The following is a 23,420-nucleotide window of genomic DNA, read 5'->3' as shown; positions in this document are numbered from 1 at the left end:
GAGGTTATTTCTTCTTCACCGGCACTTCGACGGCCGCGGGCTTGAACGTTTCCAGCACCGGCAGGTTCGTCTGAACGCCGTCCGTCGGCACGTCGCGCTTCGCCGTCCAGACGATGGCGTTGAGGACCAGCGTGCGGAGGGCGTCGATGTTCCAGTTCTTGTAGAAGTGCGGCATCACGATGCCGACGCCGCGGCCGCCGTCCGCCCGCTCTGTGGCCCACGCGACCGTCTCCTTCTTCGGCGCGTCCGGCGGCAGCATCGCCGTCGCCAAGGCGGTCACGTTCTTCGCCGGGCCGCCCTTGCCGAAGTAGTTGTTGATGTACGGCTCGTCGTGCAGCTCGAACGCCTTCCACCCGCGGAGGACCGGATGATCTCCGGCCGGCTCGATGGTGGCCTCCTTGAACACCTTCGCCACGGACTTGTGGTGGTTGCACCGCGTCGCGAAGTAGCCGCCCATCCAGTGCAAGAGCGGGTGGTCGCCGTCGTCCTTCACGAATTTCGCTTCCAGCCCGGTCGCGTAGTGCAGGCAGACGAGGCCGCAGCCGCGGTTCATCATTGCCGTCAGGTCGGCCATGATCCGGTCGCGGTCCTTCATCACCTCCGGCGGGAACAGGTCGCCAATGAACACGACGGACGCCACGTCCGCGAGGGACTTCGCATCGGCGGGCCAATCGGTGATGACATCGGCCTTCGCACCGGCGGCTTCCAGGCAATGTTTGAGAAGTCGGCCGCCGGCCGCGACCTCGTGCGTGCCCGGCGGGTGCGAACTCGGCCCGACGACGACGAGGATGCGCGGCCCGCCCTCGGCGGCCGAAAGGGAGCCGGCGGCGAGCGTGCCGAGGAGGGCGGCCGTGCCGCCGAGGGCCGTCCGCCGGGAGATGCGAGAATGGGCCATGACCGCCTCCGAAGGGCTGACGGCATTCGTACCAGAAATGGACTTGCCCACCAACGAGAATTTCAAAGAAGATTTCAGCACGCCCGGCGAATACCGCACCAGACGCTCCCCTTCCCCACGAGTCGGCACATGACACCGGCCGTCGAAATCGACCAGGTGACGAAGACGTTCGGCCCGCAGGTCGCGGTCGATGACCTCAGCCTCGTCGTGCCGACCGGGACCATCTACGGGTTCATCGGCCCGAACGGGTCCGGCAAGACGACGACGCTGCGGATGATTATGCGCATCTACCTCCCGGACCGGGGGTTGATCCGCGTCCTCGACGACGACTCGTGGCACGCTGCCGCGAACCGCGTGACGTACCTGCCGGAAGAGCGCGGCCTCTACAAGCAGATGAAGGTCCGCGACGTGCTGCGGTTCTACGCGGAACTCAAGGGGATGCGGCAGCCGCAGCAGCGGATCGAGCAGTGGCTGGAGCGGATGGAGCTGGCCCACGCCGCGGACAAGAAGGTCGATCAGCTCTCGAAGGGCATGTCGCAGAAGGTGCAGTTCATCTCGGCCGTCGTCACCGACCCCGACCTCATCATCCTCGACGAGCCGTTCAGCGGCCTCGACCCGGTGAACGAGAACCTGTTCCGCAAGGCGATCCTCGACCTTCGCAAGGAGGGGAAGACGATCATCTTCTCGACGCACAACATGGCCGTCGCCGAGCAGTTGTGCGACTTCGTGTTCATGATCTACAAGGGGAAGAAGGTTCTCGACGGCACGCTCGACTCGATCCAGAGCGCCTACGGGTTCGACACCCTCCGCGTCCGGGTGGAAGGCGGTTCGCTCGCCGGGCTGTTCGGCGTCGAGACGGCGACCGACTACGGCCGGTATCAGGAACTCCGGCTCGCGAAGGGGACCGACAGCCAGGCGGTCCTCCAGGAACTGATGCGCCGCGGGGCGGTGCGGCAGTTCGAGCAAACCCGACCGACGCTCCACGACATCTTCGTCCGCATCGCGGACCCGAAAGACCCCACCGAGTGACCCATGCGGAAGATTTTGACGATCGCGAAGCGGGAATACCTCGCCGGCGTGAAGACGAAGGCGTTCATCATTTCGCTGGTGCTCATGCCGGTGATGATGACGGCGAGCATCGGCCTCCAGGCGCTGACGAAGAAGCTCGACGACAACTCGGAGAAGACCTACGCCGTGGTGGACCGGTCGCCCGGCGGCCGGGTCGCGGCCGCACTCGTCGCGGACGTGACGACGTACAACGAGGTCATCATCAACGACCCGACGACCGGCGCGCGGATCCACCCGGCCCTGAAGCTGGAGGTCGTCCCCCCCGGAGAGAACACGCCGGAGGCCGTGCGGCAGCAGCGGTTCGAGCTGTCCGAGCGGGTCAGCCGGGACGAGATCGAGGCGTTCCTGGAAATCGGCGCGGACGTGTTCGCCCCGCGGGCGGACCTGAACCCGGAGAAGGCGACGGACGGGCAGGCGATCCGGTTGCAGTCGAAGAAGCCGGGCGAGGGGTTCATCGGCCGGTACCTGGAGCGGCGGATCAACGACGCCGTCCAGCGGGAGCGGTTCGCGGCCGAGAAGTACGACGTGAACAAGGTCAAGGCGCTCCAGCAGCCGGTCCCGCTCCAGGCGAAGGGGCTGACGACGAAGAACCCGCAGACCGGCGCGATCGAGGACGCGGCCGACGAGAAGCGGATTCTGAACTTCCTGCTGCCCGGCGTGCTGATCGCGATGATGTTCGTGGTCATCATGTTCGGCGCGTCCCCGGCGATGAACGGCATCGTCGAGGAGAAGGGCCAGCGGATCGCGGAGGTCCTGCTCGGGTCCGTGACGCCGTTCGAGCTGATGTCCGGGAAGCTGCTCGGCGTCGTCGGCATCTCGCTGACGACGGCCGTGATCTACTTCGGCGGCGGGTACTTCCTCGCGGCCCGCTACGGCCTGACCGACGCCATCACGCCGGGGCTGATCTTCTGGTTCTTCGTCTTCCTGACCATGGCCCTGATGATGTTCGGCTCGATCTTCATCGCCGTCGGCGCGGCGGCGCAGGACGTGAAGGACACGCAGACGCTGTTGACGCCGGTGATGTTTTTCATCGTGATGCCGATGTTCGCGATCGGCCCGATCCTGATGGACCCGCACGGGAAGCTCGCGGTCGCGGCGTCGCTGTTCCCGACGAGCGCCCCGATGATCCTGGTCGCCCGCCAGAGCGTCCCGCCGGGCGTGCCGCTGGTCCAGCTGCTCGCGGGCGTGGCCATCACCGCGGCAGCGACCGTGGCGTGCGTCTGGGCGGCCGGCCGCATCTTCCGCGTCGGGTTCCTGATGCAGGGGAAATCCGCAAAGTTGAAGGACCTGGCCCAGTGGGTCATCCGCGGGTAACCCACTCGGGCGGGTCGGCCTCGAACGTGACCCGCTCGTTTCGGACGGGGTGCGTGAACGTCAGCCGGTGGGCGTGCAAGCACATCGGCGGGTCGGACACGTCGAGCGTTTGCTTGTCCGCCCGCTCGCCGTTCGGCCGGTACATCGGGTCGCCGACGATTGGGAAACCGAGGTACCACAGGTGGACGCGAATCTGATTCGTCCGCCCGGTCCGCGGCGTCACCTCCAAGAGCGTCGTCCCGTCCTCGAACCCGCGTAGCACCCGGAAGTCGGTGCGGGCCGACAGCCCGTCCTCTTGCACTCCGCGGGAACCGGCCTCCGTCGCCGACTCCTGGATCGGTGCATCACAGGTGAACTCGTCCGCCGGGGAGTGGCCGACGACCCGGGCCAGGTATTGTTTCTCCACCTCGCCGCGCTCGAACTGCGGCTGCACGAGCTTCGCGAAGTGGGCCGTGCGGGTGAACACGACGACGCCGGTGGTGTTCGCGTCCAGCCGGTGCGCCGGCCGCGGCCGTTGCGGAGCGTACACCTGCCGCAGGATCATTTGCAGCGAGTTCTTGTTGAACTGCCCGCACGGGTGCATCGGCAGCGGGGCCGGCTTGTTCAGGACGACGATCGCCTCGTCCTCGTGCAGGATGCGGATGTCCGCGTTCACAGCCGGCTCGGCGGCTCTCGGTTGGAGGTGGAAGTACCGGTCGCCGTCCTTGACGACGTGTTCCGCCGTCACCGGCCGGTGATCCCGGCCCAGAACGCGGCCGGCATCGCATTCGGTTCGCCAGTGCTCGATGGAAATGTGACCGAGGATGCCGTGCAGGTACTCGACGAGCGAGGCGTTCGCCCACCGCCGCGGCACGACCAACGGGCGAACGTTCTCGTAGGGCGCGTCACCCGGCAACGGTGTCGTCACTTCGCGAAGCAACTTCTCGTGGTGCGCCATCCCCGCGCGACGGCGTTCCTCGTCGCTACGGACGCAGTGGGCGCACGAGACGCCTTCGACGTACCGCGGGTCGCGGCGGTCCGCCTCGCCGAGCGGCGACTGGCACACGAAACAGAGGGCCGTGTCGGACTCCTGCAAGCTCGGGTCTAGGCCGACCCGCTTGTCGAAGACGAAGCACTCGCCGTCGTAGTGGTCGCGGCCGCACTCCTCGAAGTATTTCAGGATGCCGCCGTCGAGCTGGAAGACCTGCTCGAACCCGAGGCGTTCGAGGTACGGCGCGGCCTTCTCGCACCGGATGCCGCCGGTGCAGAACGTGACGACCGGCCGTGATTTCAACTCGTCCGGTAGCGCGTCGGCGGCGTGTGGGAACTCGCGGAAATGGCCGACGCCGATGGCGCGGGCGTTGCGAAACGTTCCGAGGTCTACTTCAAAGTTGTTGCGCGTGTCGAGCAGCGTGACCGGCCGCCCCTCGTCGAGCCACCGCTTCAGCTCGCGGGGCGACACCCGCGGCGACGGCCGCCGGGCCGGGTCGATGCCGGGCACGCCGAACGCGATGATCTCCTTCTTGATCTTCACCAGCATCCGCGTGAACGGTTGCTCGTCGCTGTAGCTGAGTTTCGGGTCCAGTTCGCCGAGATTGGGCACGGCCCGCAACTCCGTGAGGAGCCGGTCGAGTCCCGGTTGAAGCCCCGCGACGAAGAGGTTGATGCCCTCGGTGCTGAGGAGGACGGACCCCTTGAGGTTCCCTTCGCGACACCGCCCGAGAAGCCGGTCGCGGAGGGGTTTCAGGTCGTCGAGCGGCGTGAACTTGTAGAGCGCGACATTCGTGAACCGGGCCATTGAATCACTTACCGAGCGACTTCTTCAGGAATTCTGCGAACCGGGCCGGGTCGTTGATCTTCCCCTCGTCGTACACGCCTACGACCCGCACCTTGCCGTCCGGCAGCGGTTCGAGGATCGCGTACAGCGGCAGCGCCTCGTCCCGGAACACCTTCCGCTGGAACTCGGCGTTCTCCGCCGCCTCGGCCCGGCTGGCGTCCTCGGCCGGCGGCGTATGGTAGAAGTCCGTCGGAACCTTGTCGGTGTACATCGCGGCCAGCGTGTAGCCCCGTAACACCGGGTCGATCTCCGGCCGGGGGAAGACGTTGTTCTCGTTGTACTTGCAGTTCTGGCACGACTCGCCGGTGAAGTCCACGAACACGAACCGCTTCTGGCCGGTCTCCTTCCGTGCCTGCGCGACCGCGGCCGGCAGGTCGCTGTTCCACGGCAGGTCCGGGCTGGCGTCCGGCAGCAGGAACGCATCGACCCAGGCGTACACCACGCCCCGCGGCCGTTGCGCCTTACCTTCACTCGTTTTGAACAGACCAGGCGCGAGGTAGACGGCCAGCCCGAGGAACGCGAGCGCCCACATGAGCCGGCCGACGCCGATGTTCGGCCGCTCCTCGTCGTGCGGCAGCCGGAACACGTTCAAGAGGTACAGCCCGCACACGCCGGACGTGACGATCAGCCCGGCGAGGCAAACCTCGTAGGTGAAGTATTCCGTCCGCGGCAGCAGGAGCAGCTCGGCCGTGCGGAAGAACTTGAGCGCGGCCGCGACTTCGAGGAAGCCCATGACGGCCTTGATCGTGTCGAGCCAGCCGCCGGACTTGGGCAGCTTCTTGAGCAGGCTGGGGAACATCGCGAGGACGAAGAACGGCGAGGCGAACGCGGTCGCGAACACCAGCCCGCCGAGGACGAGTTGGAGCGTGCTGAACTGCCCCGACGCGGCCATGCCCGCGAACCCGCCGAGGAACGGGGCCACGCAGGTGAAGCTGACGATGCTGAACGCCAGCGCGCCGAACACGGTGCCGATCATGCCGCCCGCGCCCCGCTTCTTCTCGGTGTACCGTAGTAGGAAGCCGGGCAGCGCGATGTCGAACATGCCGAACAGCGACAGCGCGAACACGACGAGAAGCACGCCGAGGCCGATGTTCATGACCGGGTTCGTGCTGAGTTCGCGGAACGTCTTCAGGAACGCGACGGCCGACAGGCCGATGACGAGGATGATCGTGAGCGAGTAGACGGTCGCCAACTTCAGCACGTCCTTCGTGGACTTGTTCCCCTGCTTGAGGAACAGGCTGACGGTGATTGGGATCATCGGGAAGACGCAGGGGGTGACGAGCGAAATCCAGCCCCACACGGCGGCCGTCGCGAGGAAGCCCCAGAGGTTCGTCGTCGGCAGGTGGCCGGCGGTCGATTCCTTCTCGATCCGGGCCGCGAGGTCGTCGAGTGCGGCCTTGTGCTGGGCGACGGGGACGGCGTTCTTCTTGATAACGCCCTTGTGCGCGGGGGCGGGCGGCTCCACCTTCGGCGGCCCGAGCGGGACGGCTTGCGGCTGGCTGTTCGCGCTCTCCGGCGGCAGGCCTCGCGGCGGCATCGCCGAGGGAGGGGGCGGGGCGGCCCCCGCGAGAACCTCGATCTCCGCCGTCGGCGTGGTCGCCGCACTCGAGTAGTAGCAATTCTGCTTGTCGCAGACCTGGAGCTTCGTGCCCGTGAGCGCGACCGTCTTTTTCCCCGGCGTGGCGGTCGGCGACACCCGGCCCTTGAACTCCCACGTCCCGCCGGCCGGGTAGTAGTCTTCCGGCAAGCCCATCTCGTCCGTTTTTGTTTCCGGGTTGGGCGGGTCGGCGAATTTCGGGTCGAACACCACGTCGCCGGTCTTCGGGAGGCCGAAGACATTCTTGCCGGTCGGGTAAGTCCAGAAGTTCTGCTTTGGGGTGATGGTGAGTTTGAACGTCACCGTGTCGCCCGGTTGCGCCCGTTGCGGCTCGATGGTCGCCGACACGTCGGCCACGTCGGCGAACGTGAGCTTCTTCTTCTGCGCCAGGGCCGGCGTCGCGAGTGCCAGGAGCAACAGGAGTGAGCGCATGCCGTCCTCGGGTCAATGGCACGACCCACGGAGGCCGTCCGTGGGTCGGTCCGGGTCGCCGTCATTCTACTTGCCGTCGAGCGCCGCCTTCACCTCGGCCGCGAACTCCTTCGCGACCTCGACCTTGCCGTCGAGAACCTTCAGCTTCGCCTCCGGCGTCAGCGTGTTGGCCGGGTAGCAGTTCGAGGCGTCGCACACGGACAGGACGAACTTGTCGAGTTGCACCGTCACGTCGCCGGGCTTCGCCGTCGGCGACACGACGGCCTTCCGCTCGAACGTCGCCGTACCCTTGTACGTCCGCAGCTCCGTGATATCGAGCAAAGGCTCACTCTTGGTGTCGAACCCGTCCGGGTCCTTCGCGTCGCCGACGAAGATGACGCTGCCGGGCTTCGGGAACGCGATCTTGTTGACCATTCCCTTCGCGTTCTTCTCCGGCTGCTTCAGCGGGTACGTGTAGTAGCCGTCGTTGAGCGTGACCGTGACCTTGAAGGTGACCGTCTGCCCCGGCTTCGCCTCGGCGGGGTCGAAGCTCGCCTCGACCGACTTCACGGCCTTCGCGTACCACGCATCCTTGTCGGCGGCGGGCGCGAGCGGGCTGAGAACTAGGAGCAGGCCGAGTGCCGTGGCGAGCTTGGCGGACATATTCGGCAGTACCTCCGTGTGAGGGACGATCTTTCAACGGCGCGTTACTTCATCGGCTGCCATTCCTTCTGCGGCGGGGGCGGCTCCACGCCCGTCAGCTTCAGCGTCGAGACCTGCTTCGACTTCAGGTCCACCACGCGGATGCGGTTGGCATTCGTGTCGGCCACGTACAGCTTGCCGTTCGCGATCGACATCCCGGCCGGCTCGCTGAACAGCGGGCCGCCGAAGAAGCTGTCCGCGTCGTCGCCGCCGAGAAGCGTCGTACACGTCCCGGCCTGCGGATCGACCTCCTTCAGCTTGCTGTTGTACGTGTCCGCGACGTACAGCTTGCCGCCGTGGTGCAACACCGCCAGGGCGTGCTGCAGCTTCGCGTCCTCCAGCTTGCCGTCCTTGTCGCCGAAGAAGAACAGCGCCCCGCGGTCGCCGGGCCGCCCGATGTAAGTCGTCACCCGGCCGTCGCCGGAGAGCGGCAGCTTCCGGATCGCGCTGCCCTCGCTGTCCGCCACGTACAGGAACTGGCCGTCGTGCGTCAACCCGGACGGCTGGGCGAAGCTCGACGCATACAGCGGCCCGTCCTTGATGTGCTCCCGGCCGTTCCCGGCCAACGGCTTCACCTTCTTCGCGTCCAAATCCATCACCCAAATCTGGTGATGCCCGGCCATCGCGATGAACATCTGCCGGCCGACGATGAGCAGGTCCCACGGCGAGTTCAAGCCCATCCCCTTCGCGTCTACGAACGAATCGAGGGCGCGGTTCGCGAACTCGCCGTCCTGCTTTCCGATGCCCGCGACGGTCGTGGTCGTTTTCGCCTTCAAGTCCAGGGCGCGGATGCTATGGTTCTTCCGGTCCGCGACGTACAGCGTGTCGCCGTCGAGGGCCATGCCCTGCGGGTCGTCGAACTGTGTCGCGGCGAACAACCCGTCCTTGAAGCCCGGCGTGCCGGTCCCGATGACGTCCAGCTTCTTGCCGTCGAGGTCCGTGACCACGATTCGATGGTTCGTGCTGTCGGCGATGAAGAGGCGGTTCCCCTTCTCGTCGGCCGTCACCTTGCCGGGGAAGAACAGCGGCGAGTCGCCCGTCTCGCGGTAACGAATCAGGTCGAACCGGATCGGCTTGTCGTTGAGGACCTTCTTCTCCTTCGCCTCGGCGATGAGCGTGGCCACGACCTCGTCCATCAGGTCGTAGTTCCCCTCGCCGGAAATCTTGCCGACGAACTTCCCCTCGGCGTCGATGACGGCCATCGTCGGCCAGCTGTTCACGTCGAAGTTGTCCCAAATCGTGTGGTTCGCGTCGTTCACGACCGGGTGCGCGATCTCGTACCGCAGCACCGCCTTGCGGATCGACTTCGTGTCCTTCTCGTTCTCGAACTTCGCGGAATGCACGCCGATGACGACCAACTCGTTCGGGTACTTCTTCTCCAGCTTCGCGAGGTCCGGCATGATGTGGATGCAGTTGATGCAGCAGAGCGTCCAAAAGTCGAGCAACACGACCTTCCCCTTGAGGTCGGCCATCTTGATCGGCCCGGACGTGTTCAGCCACGCGAGGCCGCCGTTCAGGTCCGGGGCGTCCGGCCGCTTCTCCGGCAGCTTCACCTTCGGCGGGTTTTGCGCGTCCGCCGGGGCCGGGCGGAGCAGGACGACCGCCGCGAGGGCGGCGGCCCCGGCGAACGCGATCGACGCAATCAGCAGCGGCCGCAAGGGTCGACGCGGGGGCGTGGGGACCGACTGAGACATGGGGACACGGTCTCCGGCAGGTGAGAGTTAGATGCATCCTACCCGATAGGGGTAACCGGGGAAACCGAGAAGTCAGAGGTCAAAGGTCAGAGGTGAGAGGTCAGAATGGTTTCTGTCTTTCCTGATCTCTGATGTCCGACCTCTGACCTCTATCGCCTGTGCCGACCCTAGCGGTACGCCGGGAAGCCTCGGCAACGATTTCGCCCGGAATCGGGGTGAAACCGTTGCATCCAAGCAGTATCGTCACTCCAAGTTTCCCCACACCCCGGAGTCGCCCGTGACCGCCGCGACCTACGCCACCGCCGAGCACCAGCGCCTCCGGGAAGCCAACGACGGCCTCGCGTCCTGGCGGACTTGGGGGCCGTACCTGTCCGACCGGCAGTGGGGCACGGTGCGGGAAGACTACTCGCCGGACGGCAACGCCTGGGACCACTTCCCGTTCGACCACGCCCACCGCCGGGCCTACCGGTGGGGCGAGGACGGCATCGCCGGCGTCAGCGACAGCGGCCAACGGCTCTGCCTCGGCCTTGCCCTCTGGAACGGGAAAGACCCGATCCTCAAGGAACGGCTCTACGGCGTCCCCAACGAGGGCGGCAACCACGGCGAGGACGTTAAGGAACTCTACTATCACCTCGACGCCACGCCGACGCACAGCTACCTCAAGTTCCTCTATAAGTACCCGCAGGCCGAGTACCCGTACCGGTGGCTCGCGACCGAGAACAAGCGCCGCGGCCGCCACGAACCCGAGTTCGAGCTGCTCGACACCGGGTTGCTGAACGAGGACCGGTATTTCGATTCGTTCGTCGAGTACGCGAAGGCGTCGCCGACCGACATCCTCATGCGGATCACCGTCGTCAACCGCGGCCCGGACACGGCCGAACTGACGGTGCTCCCGCAGGTCTGGTACCGCAACACCTGGTCCTGGACGGCCGACGCCTTCCGCCCCATCATCACCGGCATCGACGACAAGAACGTCCGCCTGTTCCACTTCGACTGGGACGAGTACGTCTGCCACTTCGACGGTAGCCCGACCCTGCTCTTCACCGACAACGACACGAACGTCACGAAACTCTACCGCGTCCCGAAACAGGGCTTCTTCAAAGACGCCTTCCACGAGAACATCGTCGGCGGTGACGCGACCGCCGTGAACCCGGAGCGGACCGGCACGAAGGTCGCCGCGAAGTACCGGTTCACGTTGCCGCCCGGCGGATTCGCCACCGTCCGCGTGCGGATGCGGCACACCACCGAGGACACCCTCGACCCGCCGTTCGCCGACTTCGACGACGTGATGGCCCAGCGGATCGAGGAGGCCGACACGTTCTTCGCCGACGTGCAGGCCGGGATGACCGACGCGGACGCGAAGCTCGTCCACCGGCAGGCGATCGCGGGGCTGATCTGGACGAAGCAGTTCTTCAACTACGACGTGTGGCAGTGGCTGCACGGCGACCCGGCCCAGCCGAAGCCGCCGCGGGAGCGGAAGCGGAACAACGCCGAGCACGACCGCGGCCGCAACGTCGATTGGGAGCACCTGAAGAACGCCGACATCGTGTCGATGCCGGACAAGTGGGAGTACCCGTGGTACGCGGCGTGGGACCTGGCGTTCCACACCATCCCGTTCGCCACAGTCGATGCCGGGTTCGCGAAGGACCAGCTCCTGATGTTCCTCCGCGAGTGCTACATGCACCCGAACGGCCAGCTCCCGGCCTACGAGTGGAACTTCGGCGACGCCAACCCCCCGGTCCACGCCTGGGCCTGCTGGCGGGTGTTCCAGATCGACCGCGAGCAGCGGGGCGACGCCGGGGACATCCCGTTCCTCGAACGCTGCTTCCACAAGTTGATGCTGAACTTCAACTGGTGGGTGAACCGGAAGGACGCCTTCGGCCGGAACGTCTTCCAGGGCGGGTTCCTCGGCCTCGACAACATTGGTGTGTTCGACCGGAGCCGCCCGCTGCCGACCGGTGGGTTCATCAACCAGGCCGACGCTACCGGCTGGATGGCGATGTACAGCCTCAACCTGATGCGGATCGCGCTGGAGCTGGCCCTGCACAACCCCGTCTACGAGGACGTGGGGATCAAGTTCTTCGAGCACTTCCTCGGCATCGCGCGGGCGATGACCGACATGGCCGGCAAGGGGATCGGCCTCTGGGACGAGCAGGACAGCTTCTACTACGACGAACTCATCCTCCCCGGCGGCCACATGCAGCCGCTGCGGGTCCGGTCGATGGTCGGCCTCATCCCGCTGTTCGCGGTGGAAGTCCTCGAACCGGAACTGCTCGCCCGCGTCCCGGCGTTCGCGAGCCGGATGCGGTGGATTCTCGAAAACCGCCCGGACCTCGCCACGCTCGTGTCCCGGTGGTATCAGGGCGGCCGCGGCGAACGCCGCCTCTTGTCGCTGCTCCGCGGCCACCGGATGAAGAAGCTGCTCCGCCGCGTCCTCGACGAGAACGAGTTCCTGTCCGACTTCGGCATCCGCTCCTTGTCGAAGTCGCACAAGGGCCGGCCGTTCGCCTTCCAGGTCGGCGACGAGGTGCTGACGGTGGACTACCAGCCGGCGGAATCGACGATCCCGGCGTTCGGCGGCAACTCGAACTGGCGGGGCCCGATCTGGTTCCCGATGAACTACCTGATCGTCGAGAGCCTGCACAAGTTCCACCACTACTACGGCGAGGACTTCAAGGTCGAGTGCCCGACGGGATCGGGGAACATGATGTCGATCCTGGACGTGGCGAAGGTGATTTCGGAGCGGCTGACCCGCATCTTCTTGAAGGACGCGAAGGGCGAGCGGCCGGTGAACGGGTGGTACGGCAAGCACCAGTCGGACCCGCAGTTCCGGGACTACGTGCCGTTCTACGAGTACTTCCACGGCGACACGGGGATGGGCCTCGGGGCGAGCCACCAGACCGGGTGGACGGCGCTGGTGGCGAAGCTGCTGCTGCCGAGCGAAAGTACGTTCACGGACCTGTGCGGCAGCGCGGCGCGGGCGGTGATTAAGTGCCAGGCGTGAGTCCCCGCGGACGTTCGTCCGCGGGCTTTCAATTCTGAAGGCAAAGCCCGCGGACGAACGTCCGCGGGGAGTTCCTCCTGTTCACGCCCGCGTAACATAGCCGCATGACCACACCCTACGCCGAACTGATGGCCCGTTCCCGCGACGTGGCCCTTCTCTCGTCCTGCTCGTCGGTCCTCGGCTGGGACCAGCAGACGTACATGCCGAAGGCCGGGGCCGCGTTCCGCGGCGAGCAACTGGCCCTGCTCGCGAAGCTGACGCACCAGCACGCCACTGATCCACGAATCGGCGAACTGCTGGCCGCGGCCGGGAGCTTCCCGGAAGACTCTCTCGAAGCCGCGAACATTCGCGAACTGCGGCACGGCTTCGACCGGGCGACGAAGGTACCGGCCCGACTGGTCGAGGAACTCGCCCGCGTCACCGCCGCCGCGAACGAGGCGTGGATCGAGGCGCGGGCCAAGAGCGACTTCGCTTTTTTTAAACCACACCTGGAGAAGATCGTCGCGCTGAAGCGGGAGGAGGCCGCGGCCGTCGGGTGGAAGGACCACCCCTATGACGCGCTGCTCGACGAGTACGAGCCGGGGGCCACGGCCGGCGAGATCACGGCCCTCTTTGCGGAACTGTCGGCCGGGCTGGTTCCGATCATCCGCGAGATCACCTCATCTTCCACCAAGCCGGACCGGTCGATTCTGGAGCGCGACTACCCCATCGACCGGCAGAAGCTGTTCGCCGAGGCGGCGGCCGCGGCCGTCGGGTTCGACTTCGCCGCCGGGCGGCTCGACACGACGACGCACCCGTTCTGCTCCGGGTTCGGCCCCGGCGACTGCCGGATCACCACGCGGTACAACCCGCGGGCGTTCAACGAGGCGTTCTTCGGCCTCCTGCACGAGGCCGGGCACGGGTTGTACGAGCAGAACCTCCCCGCCGACCGGTACGGCGAGCCGACGGCCCAGGCGTGTTCGCTCGGCATCCACGAGTCGCAGTCCCGGCTGTGGGAGAACCTCGTCGGCCGCAGTCGGCCGTTCTGGGAACACTTCTTCCCGCGGCTGCAACAAACCTTCACGAGCATCGCGGACGTTCCGCTCGACGCCTTCCATGCGGCGATCAACGAAGTGAAGCCGTCGTTCATTCGCGTGGAGGCGGACGAGGCGACGTACAACCTGCACATCGTCCTGCGGTTCGAGATCGAGCAAGCCCTGATGAGCGGCGACCTGCCGGTGGCCGAGTTGCCGGCCGCGTGGAACGAGAAGTTCCGGACGCTGTTCGACCTGACGCCGCCGACCGACCGTGAGGGCTGCCTGCAGGACATCCACTGGAGCTTCGGCGGCATCGGGTACTTCCCGACGTACACGCTGGGGAACCTGTACGCGGCGCAGCTGATGCGGGCGGCTCGGCAGGCGATCCCGGCCCTGGACGACCGGATGCGCGTCGGCGACTTCCGGCCGCTCCGCGAGTGGCTGGTGGCGAACGTCCATTCGCAGGGCCGACGGTATCGGGCGAAGGAGTTGTGCCGCCGGGTGACGGGGGCGACGCTCGCCGTCGGGCCGTTCCTGGAAGAACTGCGCGGGAAATTTTTCCGCCTTTACAACGTGTGCTAAGCTGTGATGAGGCAAGTTGCATCCCTTTCGCCACGGACGGGAAAGTTGCGATTGACCCGCGAACACTTATGACGCCCACGCCCATTCCGAACACCCCGGACGGCCGGCTCACTTCGTCGGACATCCACGACGAGGTCCGCCGCACCACGTCGAACGAGACGAACGACACCAGCTTCATCACCGCCCCGACCCGCAAGGAGCACACGCTCAACGGCGTCCCGAACGGCCCGAAGACCGGGGACCGGATCGGGCCGTACGCGCTGCAGGAGCAACTCGGCCAGGGGGTGTCGTGCCACGTCTTCCGGGCATGGGACGAGGCGAAGCAAATCCCGGTGGCGGTGAAGTTGGTGAACTGGGGCAACGTCTACGACCGGGACGCGGCCCTGAAGCAGATGCGGGCGGAGGCGGCGGCCCTGGCCCGCGTGAAGCACCCGCGGGTCGTCCGGTTCATCGACTTCGGGTTCGACCCGCGGTGGCCGTACCTCGTGCTGGAGTTCGTCGAGGGCCGGCCGCTCGGCGAGTTGGTCCGCTCGGGCGGCGCACTGCCGACCTCGTGGGCGCTGTACCTCGTCGGGCAGGTGATCGAGGGCCTCGCGGCCGTGTGGCAGGCGGGGATCGTCCACCGCGACATCAAGCCGGACAACATCCTGGTCAGCACCAGCGGCATCGCGAAGCTGATCGACTTCGGGCTGGCGAAGTCCGACCTGCTGAAGATGCTCGAAGGGGCCGCCCCGCCGGAACTGGCGGGCACGGCCGCTTACCTCGCCCCGGAGCAGGCGAAGGACGCCGGGAGCGTGGACCTGCGGGCGGACATCTACTCGCTCGGCGTGACGTTCTACGAACTACTGACGGGGAAGCTGCCGTTCGAGGGGCGGAACCGGATGCAGATGATCATGCAGCACATGAGCACGCCGCCGCGGCCGCCGGTCGAGCGGAACCCGGACGTGTCGCCGTTGGCGAGCGACCTGTGCCTATGGATGTTGGCGAAGAACCCGGCGGAGCGGCCGCAGACGGCGAAGGAACTGCGACAGGCGCTCGAAACCGTCGTGGCGGCGATCAAAGAGTGACCCGACTTCCGAAGTCCGGCTTCGACTTCGGAAGTCGGGTCTCACCCCTTGAACACGTCCACCGGCTTGAAGCCCTCACCCAGAATCGGCTTCGGATCGACGCCCAGCCACTTGTCCAGCACTGCCGCGTAGACCTGCCGGAAGTCGGTCGTGTGGACGAGGTTCCCGTCTTCGAGCTTATCCAAACTCGGATGCTCGCCGACGAACCCGGCCTTCACCTTGCCGCCGACGAGGAACATCGGCGCGCCGCTGCCGTGGTCGGTGCCGTTGCTACCGTTCTCCTTCGCCCGCCGGCCGAACTCGGAGAACGTCATCACGCACACCCGGTCGCCGTGGCCCCGCTCCGCGAGGTCGCGGTAGAACGCCGAGATGCCGGCCGCGACGGTGTCGAGCAGGTTCGCGTGCGCCCCGGTGACGCCGCCCTGCCCGGAGTGCGTGTCGAACCCGTCGAGCGAGACGTAGAACAGCCGTGCCCCGATTCCGGCGTCGATGAGCTGGGCCGCGAGCTTCAGCCGGTTTGCGAACTCGTTCGCCGGGTACGGGACCTTCGGCTCGTAGCTCTTGCCGATCTCGCGGAGCCGGTCGGTACTCTCGTAGGTGTTCATCGCCGTGCGGCGGACGAAGTCGAGCAGCTTCGGCTTCTTCGCGTCCGCCTCGCCCTTCGCGACCGACTCGATGACGCTCTTCTGGTCGGCCTTGTCCTTGCCGCTCGCGCCGCCGATCTTCAGTTGGAAGTCGTCCAGCTTCGCGATCGACGGAACCCGCGCCGGCGCGCCGGTCAGCGCCAGCGGGGCAATCTCGTTGTCGGCCGCGAGGTGGAAGCCGGGCAGCGGCTTCGCCTTCATCGCCTTGCCGAGCCAGCCCTCGGTGAGCGACTCCTTCGTGCTGGCGGCGTGCCAGATGTCCATCGACCGGAAATGCGACTGGTCCGGGTTCGGGTAGCCGACGCCGTGGACGACGCAGGCCGCCTGCCGGTCGTTGAGCAGCCGGCCGAGCGCCGCCATCGACGGGTGAAGGCCGTAGTCAGCCGTCACGCCGAACGCCTTGTCCTTCGGGACGGCGATGGTCGGCCGGTACTTTTGGTACAGGTCGTTCTTGAGCGGGATGACGGTGTTCAGCCCGTCGTTGCCGCCGGTGAGTTGGACGACCACGAGGATCGTGTCCTTCGCCCCGGCCTTGCCGTTCGCGGGGGCGGCGGCCGCCGTCGTGCCGAGGAACGCCGGGACGGTCGCCCCGAACCCGAGCAGCGAGGACGATTTCAGGAAGTCGCGTCGCGTCGTCATAGGAACCTCGATCAGGCGAGTTGGAATTCGGGCAGCGTTAGCGTCAGGTGGGCGAGCGTTCGGGTGCGGTGGTTCGCCACGTCCTCGGCCGACCAGAACGGCGGGTACTTCGTCGCCTTCGACTTCTTCGCGTACTCGGCCAGTTGCTCGCGGGCCTCGGCCGACACGTCGCCCTGGAGGAAGACGTGCAGCAGGAACTCGACGGCGGCCTCGTCCGTGCGGCGGTCGTACCGCGACAACACCGCGACCGGGTCGCACCGCCGGCCAAACCGAGTGTCTTCCGTCGAGGTCAGCGCCAGCGCGAGGTTCTGGCGGAAGAGCAGCGTCTGCCCGTTCAGCCACGCCGGGCCGCCGTCCCAGCCCTTGACCGACGGCGGCGCGAACAGCACCTGGCCGAGCGTTTCCAGGGCCGACGCGAGGTTAAGCGGGCCGACGTTCCCCTCCAAGCCACGGACGATGCCGACGGCGAACTCGACCGGCGACTTCACCTTCGCCCGGTACACGTCCGGCGAGAAAAAATGATTCGACCGCAGCATCGTCGAAACCAGCTCGGCCGTGTTGAAATTGCTCTTGCGGTACTGCTGCACGAGCGGGTCGAGGAACCCCGGCTTCGGTGTCTCGGCATCGCTGAAGAGGAAGTGGTACAGCTTCGTCACGAGGAACCGCGGGCACGCCGTCTGGTCCAGGCAGAGGTCCACGACCTCCTTCGCCATGAAGTTCCCCGTCTTGCCGAAAACGGACTTCGAGCCGGCCTCGTGTTCTTTCTCGGTGAACACCGACTTCCCGGCCTTGATGCCGTACCCGGTGAACGCCCGCGCCGCCTCGCGGATGTCCTTCTCCGTGTAGTTCCCGATGCCGAGCGAGAAGAGTTCCATCAGCTCGCGGGCGTAGTTCTCGTTCGGCTTCCCCTTCTTGCTGTCCTTCGTGTCGAGCCAGACCATCATCGCCGGGTCGAGCGTCATCTCGTGCAGCAGCGTGCGGAAGCTGCCGAGGGCGTGCTTGTGGACCAACCGGTACTGGCCGAGCATGTACCGGGCGTTGCGGACCTTGAGGATGCTCGTGGCGAAGTGGTTGTGCCAGAACAGGCACATCTTCTCGTGGAACGGGTGCGGCGTCCGGAGCATCCGGTACAGCCACCACGCGCCGAGCGGCACGGCCGTCGTCCCGGCGGGCAGGCTCCGCTCGCTCGCCATGAACTCGGAGGACTGCTCGAAGTCGGCGTCAGCCGGGCCGCCGTTGAGGATCAGGTCGAGCGTCTTCGCCGGGCCGTTCTTCACGCCCGCGTCCAGCTCCGCGTGCGACGCCCCGAACCCGGCCCGGCGGTACAGGTGGCCGACCTTCTTCGCGTCCCACGGGTTGTCGGCCGTCGGCGTGTACGGGTGCCAACCGGTTGCGGCGGACATGGTGAACTCCCCTGTTACTTGCCGAACGTCCAGGCCAGTTTGAACTCGTACATCTCGGCCGCGTGGTCGATGCTCACGTCGAGGCTGCCGATCGTCTTCAGCCAGTCGGCGAACTTCCGGGTCTGCTCCTTCGCTTCCGCGAGGCCGATCCCCTGCGTCAGGATCGCCTGCGTGACCGTCGGCTCCGGGGCCGCGTTCAAGAATCGGCTCGCCCCGTCCGCGAACGCGCTGGCCCGCCACACGACCGGCGACCCGGACGCCTTCGACTCCTTCTTCAACTCCGGGATCAGCAGCTTTACGATGCCCGGCGTGCTGCCGACGACGAGCGAGTCGCCCACGACCGCGAACGTCGGGGCGGCGTTGAACCGCAGGTTCTCGTCGTCGTCGAACTTCGGGTCGGCCTTCTCCGGGAACCGGTACGTCACCAGCTTCACGCCGTCGAACGTCTCCTCGCTGAGCTTCCACCCGGTCTGGAAGCCCGCGATCAGCCCGCCGGCCCGCAGAAGCGCGTCCATCGTCTCGCCGTACTGGGCGTCCCGCATCGACGCGACGTAGGCGGACGGCGGGATCACTTGACCGGGTTCGATGCCGTACAACTTCTCGCCGGTGTGGGCCGAAACCAGCCGGTGGTAAGGGCCGGACATCTCCAGGAGTTGGCCGAAGCTCGTGTTCGGCAGCACCTTGTCGAGGTCCTTGATGCCCTTCTCCACGTCCTTGAGGTTTTCCGGGTTGAACAGCTTGTTCCGCTCCTTCCACAGGAAGCCGAGGTCGAGGTAGAAGCTCTGGCTGTAGATGACGCCCTTCGGCATTAGCAGCGGCCGGGAGCCGGGTTCGCCTTTCATCGGGGCGTGGACCGCCATGTTCGGGTCGAGTTCGCTCCGCTTCGCCGGAAGCCGGACGGCGAACGAGAACCCCCTCGGCGTCTGCTCGACGGCGAACGCGATGAACTCGGCCCGGCGGGCGGCGTCGGCCGTGCTGCCGAAGAGGAGCGTCTGGAAGATGTCCTTCTTGGTCGCCGCGAAGAAGTCCTTCGACTGCTGCGATTCCTTCACCTTCGCGAAGTCGAGCCAGCCCCACGCGGCCGGGTTCTTCCCGGCCAGCTTTCGGGCCGCGGCGACGGTGGCGTGGTCCGTCACGCGGCCCTTCGTCTTGCCCGCGGCCATCTTCAACGCCTCGGCGAGCGCCACGTCCTTGTTCGCGATGTAGATCGTCGTACCGACGTGGGCGGTTCGGAAGTCCTTGCCGACGCCCAGGACCGGGACGCCCTCGACCTCCGCCTTCATGACTTCCTGCTTCCCCTCGCCGCGGGCGACTTCCTCCTGGACGGTCGCGGCGAACAGCTTGAACGCTTTCGCGACGGTCGCCGCGTCGGTCCCCTCGATCACCAACAGCGCCGGCTGCGGCTCCGGGGCGAGCGCCACCCCGAGGGCGATGCCGTTGCCGGCGACCTTGTCCAGCTGCTCCGGCCACGGCCCGCCGAGTTCGGCTTCGAGGTACTTCACGACCTGGAAGAACCGCCGCACCTGCGTGGAGTCGAGGTACTCCTTCACCGCGGGGAACTGTTGCAGCCCGTGGTAGGCGTCGATCTTCGTCAGCCCCTGCACGAACTGGCGCGGGTTCTCAACCTTGAAGACGAATCCCGCTTGCGCCGGGATGCGGTCGAGCGGGTCGGCGGCGAGGGCCGTCGGGCCGAACACAAGCAGGAACGCGATGGCAGCGCGGAACATGATGCGTACCCGATCCGGGCGGGATTTGTAGGGCGGGTCAAGGCTTTGCGCCGACCCGCCGCGGCGCACTCAGCCCCGGCGGGTCGGGGCAAAGCCTTGACCCGCCCTACGATTGCCAAGTGTTACTTCCCGCCTCTCAGAAGGGTTTCAGCTTTTTTCATCCGGTCGGCGGCGTGTTCCAACTGCCGGGCGAGGCCGTGCAGCATCTTCACCTCCTGGTCCGTCGGCGTGGCACGGCCGACCATGTGGCGGAAGGCGTTCATCAGAGCCTCGGCGTTCTGGCCGAACAGGAAGCGAACGTCCGTCATCGCCGCGTGCAGGTGCGTCATGGCACGGTCGAAATCGGCGAACGCGGCCGGCGACCGTGCGAGTGATTCCGGCTGCGACCGCGAGGCGTTGCGAAGCTCGTAGAGGGCGATCCCGACGGCCAGCGACAGGTTCAAAGACGTGTACTCCGCCTCCGTAGGTAGGAACAGCAGGCCGTGGCAGCGGGCCAGTTCTTCGTTCGCCAGGCCGTGCGGCTCGGGGCCGAAGACGAGGGCGCACGGCGAATGTGCGAGCGCTTCGACGAATCGGGGGAACACGTCCCGCGGCGTGCCGGCGAGGGTTTGCCGGAGCGTGCCGGCCGTCTCGCCGGACGAGCCGAGGACGACGCCGCAATCCGCGACGGCTTCGTCGAAGGTGGGCACGGGGCGGGCCGCGTCGAGGATGTCCTGGGCGCTGGCGGCCAGCATCCGGGCCTGGTGGGACGCAACGTCGGCGACGGGATCGACGAGGACGAGGTCGCGGAGGCCGAAGTTCTTCATGGCCCGCGCGACGGACCCGATGTTCCCGGCGTAGTGCGTGCGAACGAGGACGACGCGGCAGTTGGCGAGCATGGGGGTAGTTTAGCCGACACCCCGCGGACGTTCGTCCGCGGGCTTTCGCCCGCTACTTCTTTTTGGGCGAAGCCCACGGATGAACATCCGTGGGAAACATCACCCCGCCAACTTCCTCGCCAGCTCGTCCACCGCTTTCAGGTCCAGCTTCCCGCTGCCCAGCGCCGGGAACGCCTCCACCTCCCGACAGTTCCGCCGGTCCGGAACCCACAGGTTCGGCAGCCCCTGTTTCGGCAACGCCTCCAACACCTCGTCCAGCTTCGCCGCCGCGTCCGGCAGGTACAGCACGACCAGCCGCTCGCCCCGCTTCTCGTCCGGCACGGCACACACCGTCACCAGCCGCTCGCCGGTCCCGAACAGTTCCTGCATCTCCTGTTCGAGCTTCTCCAGCGGGACCATCTCGCCGGCGATCTTCGCGAACCGGCTGATCCGCCCGGTGATGCGGATGAACCCGTCCGGCTCGATCCGGCCCACGTCGCCGGTCACGTACCACGCCCCGTCGATCATCACTTGTGCCGTCTTCTCCGGCTGTTGCCAGTAGCCGAGCATCACGTTCGGCCCCTTCACGCCCAGCACGCCCTCCTCGCCGGGCAGGAGCGGCTGCCGCGTCTCCGGGTGGAACGCCTTAGCGACGACGCCGGGGATCGGCTGGCCGACCGTGCCGAACGTGTTCGCTACTTGCTTGACGCCCTTCACCTCCACGTCGTGCAGGTTCGTGCAAACGACCGGCGACGTTTCCGTGCAGCCGTACCCTTCGAGCGGCATGATGCCGAACTTCGCGTGGAACTCGTGGGCGAGTTTCACCGGCAGCTTCTCCGCCCCGCAGATGAGCAGCGTCACGGACCGGAAGTCGGCCGGGTCGCTGCGACGGAGGTAGAACCGAAGGAACGTGGCGGTGCCCATCATGATCGTGCAGGAATGTTTCTTGCAGAGTTCGCCGACCTCTTTCGCCGCGCGCGGGTCCGGGTAGTAGATGGCGACCACGCCCTCGTACACGCACGCCCACAGGCAGACGGTGTACCCGAAGCTGTGGAAGAACGGCAGCGTCGCGAGCATCGTGTCCTTGTCCGAGATCGGCACGCCGCGGAGGAAGCCGTCCACGTTCCCGGCGATGTTCCGGCGGGTGAGCATCACGCCCTTCGGCTCGCCGGTGCTGCCGCTGCTGAAGATGATCGTCTGCACGTCGTCCGTGGCGCGTGTCGGCAGGCCGATCAGCCGGGCGACCAGCCACGCGGGAAGGAGGACGACGGCGAGGAATCGCACGAGCTTCGCGGGCTTCGAGATGCCGCCGAGGGCGTCTTCGAGGTAGATTCGTTCGATGTCGGGCGGAAGTTCCAACGGGATGCGCTCGATGAATCGCTTCGCCGTGATGACGACCTTCAGCCCGGACTGGCGGGCCGCCGATTCGACCGACTCGCGGCCGGCGGTGTAGTTGAGGTTCACGGTCGTACGGCCGAGGTAGCCGAGGGCGAGGTTGGCGAGCGTCGAGCCGAGGCCGGTCGGCAGCCACAAGCCGACGGGTTCATCGGAGGGTCCGAGTTTCTTCTTCAACCAACCCGACAAGCACCACGTCGCGACGAGGCCCTGGCCGAACGTCAGCTTGCGGTCGGTGGCGGCGTCGATGAAGCCGACGCGGAACGTGTTCCGCCACCGGCAGGCCGTGCGGACGAAGGCGTAGTGGACGCTCGGCAACTCGCCGCTCTCGCGGATCGCCACGTCCGCCACCGCCTCTACGACGGCGGCCCGGACTTCCGCGGCGGTCGGCTTCCCCGGCAGCGGCTGGCCGAACCAGACGGACACCTTCCGCCGGAACCCGCCGGGCCACTTGGCCATGATCGGGCCGTCCTTGTGGGTGAAGAAGCTGCCCCACATGCCGTCGCTGCACGCCGGGATGACCGGCACGTCCACCGTAACTAGTTGCAGGATGCGTTCCAGGCCGCGGCCGAACGGGAGCATCTGCCCGTTGCGGGTCAGGCGGCCCTCCGGGAAGTAGACCACGACCTCGCCGCGGTCGAGGGCGGCGGCCACGGCCTTCAGCGCGTCCATCGTCGCGTGCGGTTGGTTCCGGCGGTTGTCGAGGCTGACCGACTGGTGGCGGACCCACGAGAGGAAGAATCGTAGGACCGGGTTCTTGTAGTACCCGGCGTAGAAGACGTAGTTCACCCGCCGCGGCGTGGCGGCCCAGAAGATCATCCAGTCGAGGTAACTGACGTGGTTCGCGACGATCAGGGCCGGGCCGGTCGCCGGGATGCGGTCGGCGTTGTAGACGCGGAACCGGTACAGCGCATGAAGGATCAGTCGCCACAGGCCGCGGAGCAGCGACGGGAACAACCAGGACAGGACGGCGAACGCGAGGAACGCCCCCAGGAATGCGAGGGCGAGGTCGGAGAGGGTGGACATCGTTGGCATCTTCGCGAGTCCGGCGGCGGGACGAAAGCGATTTATGAAGAATTCACGCTTGCGAACGGACCCCGCGGCCGTTATATCCCGCCGCACACCGAGGCGAAGCAGGCGTGGGGGAGAGTTGGCTGGGGCGGCCCGTTGGGGGACGGGCCGCCCGCCGACTCGCAAAGGCGATGGGGGCAGGGATGGCCGTGGACTGTGACGCGCTGGTGCGCGAGATCGTGCGGGACGAGGCCCTCACGCGGGGGCTGGGGGACGAGGAAGCCCGCATGTTGGTCGAGTGGGTCGTCGATTGGGCGGAACTCCTCGCGGAGGCCGCCCGGACCGACGACGACGCCCGCGAACTGATCGGCCGCCTCCGGCGGCGCGGCCGGGCCATCGGCAAGTTCGTGAAGCTGTGGTGCGACTTCGACGTGTACGACCGCACCGGGGCGACTCAACTGGCCGCGTCCGAGCGGTTCGCGTGGCCGCTGCCGTGCGACAACGTGGACCCGCCGGACCTGATGCAGCACATCCTGACGTGGGAAAACGAACACCCGGTCGAGTGAGGCGATCCCCGC

17 protein-coding genes are annotated in these 23,420 nt (G+C 67.0%); 7 read left to right on the top strand and 10 right to left on the bottom strand.

Annotated features, from left to right (window positions below; translation table 11 throughout):
- Positions 1-4 precede the first annotated feature (4 nt).
- The gene (locus tag AC5JJ2_RS27425) at positions 5-895 is read right to left on the bottom strand and encodes a ThuA domain-containing protein (protein WP_495861248.1); all 891 of its coding nucleotides are present in this window, start codon (positions 893-895) and stop codon (positions 5-7) included.
- Here AC5JJ2_RS27425 and AC5JJ2_RS27420 point away from each other — a divergent pair.
- Genes AC5JJ2_RS27420 through AC5JJ2_RS27410 form a run of 3 tightly spaced genes read left to right on the top strand, consistent with a single transcriptional unit; the run spans position 894 to position 3,277 of the window.
- Positions 894-1,028 (top strand): hypothetical protein, encoded by a 135-nt coding sequence (locus AC5JJ2_RS27420; RefSeq protein ID WP_495861247.1) that lies wholly within the window; start codon positions 894-896, stop codon positions 1,026-1,028. The two genes, AC5JJ2_RS27425 and AC5JJ2_RS27420, sit on opposite strands and share 2 nt — an antisense overlap.
- Positions 1,025-1,924, top strand: coding sequence for an ABC transporter ATP-binding protein (locus AC5JJ2_RS27415; RefSeq protein WP_495861246.1), 900 nt, complete (start codon positions 1,025-1,027; stop codon positions 1,922-1,924). The genes AC5JJ2_RS27420 and AC5JJ2_RS27415 overlap by 4 nt, the downstream gene beginning before the upstream one ends.
- Positions 1,925-1,927: 3 nt before the next feature.
- A complete protein-coding gene (locus tag AC5JJ2_RS27410; protein WP_495861245.1) occupies positions 1,928-3,277 on the top strand; it encodes an ABC transporter permease in 1,350 nt (449 codons plus the stop codon).
- Here AC5JJ2_RS27410 and trhO read toward each other — a convergent pair.
- From trhO to AC5JJ2_RS27390, 4 genes are all read right to left on the bottom strand, one after another.
- The gene (gene trhO, locus AC5JJ2_RS27405) at positions 3,264-5,054 is read right to left on the bottom strand and encodes an oxygen-dependent tRNA uridine(34) hydroxylase TrhO (protein WP_495861244.1); all 1,791 of its coding nucleotides are present in this window, start codon (positions 5,052-5,054) and stop codon (positions 3,264-3,266) included. The genes AC5JJ2_RS27410 and trhO overlap by 14 nt on opposite strands.
- A gap of 4 nt (positions 5,055-5,058) precedes the next feature.
- Positions 5,059-7,122 carry a protein-disulfide reductase DsbD family protein gene (locus AC5JJ2_RS27400; RefSeq protein WP_495861243.1) on the bottom strand — a complete coding sequence of 688 codons (2,064 nt, stop codon included), beginning with the start codon at positions 7,120-7,122 and terminating at the stop codon, positions 5,059-5,061.
- Positions 7,123-7,188: 66 nt separating this feature from the next.
- Positions 7,189-7,764, bottom strand: coding sequence for a hypothetical protein (locus tag AC5JJ2_RS27395; RefSeq protein WP_495861242.1), 576 nt, complete (start codon positions 7,762-7,764; stop codon positions 7,189-7,191).
- A 44-nt stretch (positions 7,765-7,808) separates the two neighbouring features.
- Positions 7,809-9,497, bottom strand: coding sequence for a thioredoxin-like domain-containing protein (locus tag AC5JJ2_RS27390; RefSeq protein WP_495861241.1), 1,689 nt, complete (start codon positions 9,495-9,497; stop codon positions 7,809-7,811).
- A gap of 277 nt (positions 9,498-9,774) precedes the next feature.
- Between AC5JJ2_RS27390 and AC5JJ2_RS27385 the strand changes: the two genes are divergently transcribed.
- The 3 genes from AC5JJ2_RS27385 (at position 9,775) to AC5JJ2_RS27375 (ending at position 15,166) form a co-directional block, all read left to right on the top strand.
- Entirely contained in the window at positions 9,775-12,501 is a 2,727-nt protein-coding gene (locus tag AC5JJ2_RS27385) for an MGH1-like glycoside hydrolase domain-containing protein (RefSeq protein WP_495861240.1), read from the top strand.
- 104 nt (positions 12,502-12,605) lie between these two features.
- Positions 12,606-14,099, top strand: coding sequence for a carboxypeptidase M32 (locus tag AC5JJ2_RS27380; RefSeq protein WP_495861239.1), 1,494 nt, complete (start codon positions 12,606-12,608; stop codon positions 14,097-14,099).
- Between the two features lie 68 nt (positions 14,100-14,167).
- Positions 14,168-15,166 carry a serine/threonine-protein kinase gene (locus tag AC5JJ2_RS27375; RefSeq protein WP_495861238.1) on the top strand — a complete coding sequence of 333 codons (999 nt, stop codon included), beginning with the start codon at positions 14,168-14,170 and terminating at the stop codon, positions 15,164-15,166.
- Between the two features lie 41 nt (positions 15,167-15,207).
- Here AC5JJ2_RS27375 and AC5JJ2_RS27370 read toward each other — a convergent pair whose 3' ends face one another.
- From AC5JJ2_RS27370 to AC5JJ2_RS27350, 5 genes are all read right to left on the bottom strand, one after another.
- Complete coding sequence (locus tag AC5JJ2_RS27370) at positions 15,208-16,449, bottom strand: DUF1501 domain-containing protein (protein ID WP_495861237.1); 1,242 nt, start codon at positions 16,447-16,449, stop codon at positions 15,208-15,210.
- A gap of 11 nt (positions 16,450-16,460) precedes the next feature.
- Complete coding sequence (locus AC5JJ2_RS27365) at positions 16,461-17,852, bottom strand: DUF1800 domain-containing protein (protein ID WP_495861236.1); 1,392 nt, start codon at positions 17,850-17,852, stop codon at positions 16,461-16,463.
- A gap of 14 nt (positions 17,853-17,866) precedes the next feature.
- Positions 17,867-19,579, bottom strand: coding sequence for a hypothetical protein (locus AC5JJ2_RS27360; RefSeq protein WP_495861235.1), 1,713 nt, complete (start codon positions 19,577-19,579; stop codon positions 17,867-17,869).
- 122 nt (positions 19,580-19,701) lie between these two features.
- Entirely contained in the window at positions 19,702-20,457 is a 756-nt protein-coding gene (locus AC5JJ2_RS27355; RefSeq protein ID WP_495861234.1) for an RNA methyltransferase, read from the bottom strand.
- A 99-nt stretch (positions 20,458-20,556) separates the two neighbouring features.
- Positions 20,557-22,857 (bottom strand): AMP-binding protein, encoded by a 2,301-nt coding sequence (locus AC5JJ2_RS27350; protein WP_495861233.1) that lies wholly within the window; start codon positions 22,855-22,857, stop codon positions 20,557-20,559.
- A 188-nt stretch (positions 22,858-23,045) separates the two neighbouring features.
- Between AC5JJ2_RS27350 and AC5JJ2_RS27345 the strand changes: the two genes are divergently transcribed.
- Positions 23,046-23,408 (top strand): hypothetical protein, encoded by a 363-nt coding sequence (locus tag AC5JJ2_RS27345; protein WP_495861232.1) that lies wholly within the window; start codon positions 23,046-23,048, stop codon positions 23,406-23,408.
- Positions 23,409-23,420 lie beyond the last annotated feature (12 nt).

The sequence above is a fragment of the Limnoglobus sp. genome, assembly GCF_059499385.1.
This window is presented reverse-complemented; position numbering and strand designations above follow the sequence as displayed.

What these genes read in the sequence shown, in the direction of transcription:
- AC5JJ2_RS27395 (WP_495861242.1), bottom strand. Translation starts at nt 7,764, where the DNA reads ATGTCCGCCAAGCTCGCCACGGCACTCGGCCTGCTCCTAGTTCTCAGC.
- AC5JJ2_RS27370 (WP_495861237.1), bottom strand. Translation starts at nt 16,449, where the DNA reads ATGACGACGCGACGCGACTTCCTGAAATCGTCCTCGCTGCTCGGGTTC.
- AC5JJ2_RS27360 (WP_495861235.1), bottom strand. Translation starts at nt 19,579, where the DNA reads ATGTTCCGCGCTGCCATCGCGTTCCTGCTTGTGTTCGGCCCGACGGCC.
- trhO (WP_495861244.1), bottom strand. Translation starts at nt 5,054, where the DNA reads ATGGCCCGGTTCACGAATGTCGCGCTCTACAAGTTCACGCCGCTCGAC.
- AC5JJ2_RS27345 (WP_495861232.1), top strand. Translation starts at nt 23,046, where the DNA reads ATGGCCGTGGACTGTGACGCGCTGGTGCGCGAGATCGTGCGGGACGAG.
- AC5JJ2_RS27415 (WP_495861246.1), top strand. Translation starts at nt 1,025, where the DNA reads ATGACACCGGCCGTCGAAATCGACCAGGTGACGAAGACGTTCGGCCCG.
- AC5JJ2_RS27355 (WP_495861234.1), bottom strand. Translation starts at nt 20,457, where the DNA reads ATGCTCGCCAACTGCCGCGTCGTCCTCGTTCGCACGCACTACGCCGGG.
- AC5JJ2_RS27365 (WP_495861236.1), bottom strand. Translation starts at nt 17,852, where the DNA reads ATGTCCGCCGCAACCGGTTGGCACCCGTACACGCCGACGGCCGACAAC.
- AC5JJ2_RS27380 (WP_495861239.1), top strand. Translation starts at nt 12,606, where the DNA reads ATGACCACACCCTACGCCGAACTGATGGCCCGTTCCCGCGACGTGGCC.
- AC5JJ2_RS27420 (WP_495861247.1), top strand. Translation starts at nt 894, where the DNA reads ATGACCGCCTCCGAAGGGCTGACGGCATTCGTACCAGAAATGGACTTG.
- AC5JJ2_RS27425 (WP_495861248.1), bottom strand. Translation starts at nt 895, where the DNA reads ATGGCCCATTCTCGCATCTCCCGGCGGACGGCCCTCGGCGGCACGGCC.
- AC5JJ2_RS27390 (WP_495861241.1), bottom strand. Translation starts at nt 9,497, where the DNA reads ATGTCTCAGTCGGTCCCCACGCCCCCGCGTCGACCCTTGCGGCCGCTG.
- AC5JJ2_RS27375 (WP_495861238.1), top strand. Translation starts at nt 14,168, where the DNA reads ATGACGCCCACGCCCATTCCGAACACCCCGGACGGCCGGCTCACTTCG.
- AC5JJ2_RS27410 (WP_495861245.1), top strand. Translation starts at nt 1,928, where the DNA reads ATGCGGAAGATTTTGACGATCGCGAAGCGGGAATACCTCGCCGGCGTG.
- AC5JJ2_RS27400 (WP_495861243.1), bottom strand. Translation starts at nt 7,122, where the DNA reads ATGCGCTCACTCCTGTTGCTCCTGGCACTCGCGACGCCGGCCCTGGCG.
- AC5JJ2_RS27350 (WP_495861233.1), bottom strand. Translation starts at nt 22,857, where the DNA reads ATGTCCACCCTCTCCGACCTCGCCCTCGCATTCCTGGGGGCGTTCCTC.